General features: G+C 33.3%; 1 protein-coding gene. It reads right to left on the bottom strand.

The window, feature by feature from the left end; genetic code table 11:
- Positions 1–188: 188 nt before the first annotated feature.
- A complete protein-coding gene (locus tag G322_RS0119475) occupies positions 189–992 on the bottom strand; it encodes a hypothetical protein (RefSeq protein WP_022943311.1) in 804 nt (267 codons plus the stop codon).
- Positions 993–1,114 lie beyond the last annotated feature (122 nt).

Below are 1,114 nucleotides of genomic sequence, written 5' to 3'. Positions count from 1 at the left end.
TTGAGAAAATCTCAACAAACAGCATGGTAAAACAGTAAACAAAGCGTATATAAAAATCTAAAACACAACCTCAAAATAGAGCGACATCTAACGCCCACATTAAGCGGACTAAAATAGTTGGTTATAATGTGGAGCGAAGCGAAACCTAACCAACTGTTTTAGTTCCGTTTAAATTGCTTGTTATACGCTTACTCGTCATCCTTGTTTGATAAATACCATGAGCAAACTCCCGAACCTACTGCAATAACAAAGAAAGTTATTATTTCAATGTAAATACCAATATTAAATAAATGGGTTATTTGAGAGGCTAAAACCAACCCGAGCACATAAACAGTAAACATGCTCATCATAAGATCCCACCTATGTAGCTCTACATTAAATAAAATTATTGAAGCTAATCTGCCCATTATTACAAAAGCAATAAACACCATAAAAACAGATGCATAATCTATTTTAGTAAATTTGCTCTTTTCTGGAATCTCATTAAAATCACTGTCCATACCAAGAAACCTTAAATGTGGATTTAACTCGGTTGGAGCACCATCAAATAAAACTTGGATCATAAAGTAATCACCAGAATTCAATAAGAGCGGTTTGATTCGAACAATATTATCCGATATTTGGGGCGATGAATCTAACGAGTCCGTACTACTTGAAATTTGTTGAACACGGAGTGGCTTAGAGTCAGTAAATGTAAACTCAATATTCCCATCGAAATCAAGTTTAGGAATGTCTACATTACCAGTATTTTGAATTAAAATATCCACAAAAACAGGAGCATTAAGATTAATTCTTTTATCGCCTTCTTGTATTGCTACAAAAATATCAGAAATTTCTCCTTTTAATTGCTTTGAGCTACTCACATTGACAATTTCATATTGGATTTGCTTTAATGAAAGCAAACCTGAATACGAGAATGTTTGTATTCCAGCAAAAATAGTAGCTGTAATTGTTGCTATAAAAATTATTGTTCTAGTAAATTTTGATTCCACGATATTTCCCAATTGATAATATTGCGTATAACGCCTCGTTAAGCGGATAAAAATGGTTGGCTATAATCGCGAAGCGATGGCCAACTGTTTTTATTCCGTTTAAACGACTTGTTAGTTGCCTT

The sequence above is a fragment of the Psychromonas hadalis ATCC BAA-638 genome (assembly GCF_000420245.1).
Classification (GTDB): domain Bacteria; phylum Pseudomonadota; class Gammaproteobacteria; order Enterobacterales; family Psychromonadaceae; genus Psychromonas; species Psychromonas hadalis.
The sequence above is the reverse complement of the archived record's forward strand: the minus strand, read 5'-3'. Positions and strand labels throughout refer to the sequence as shown.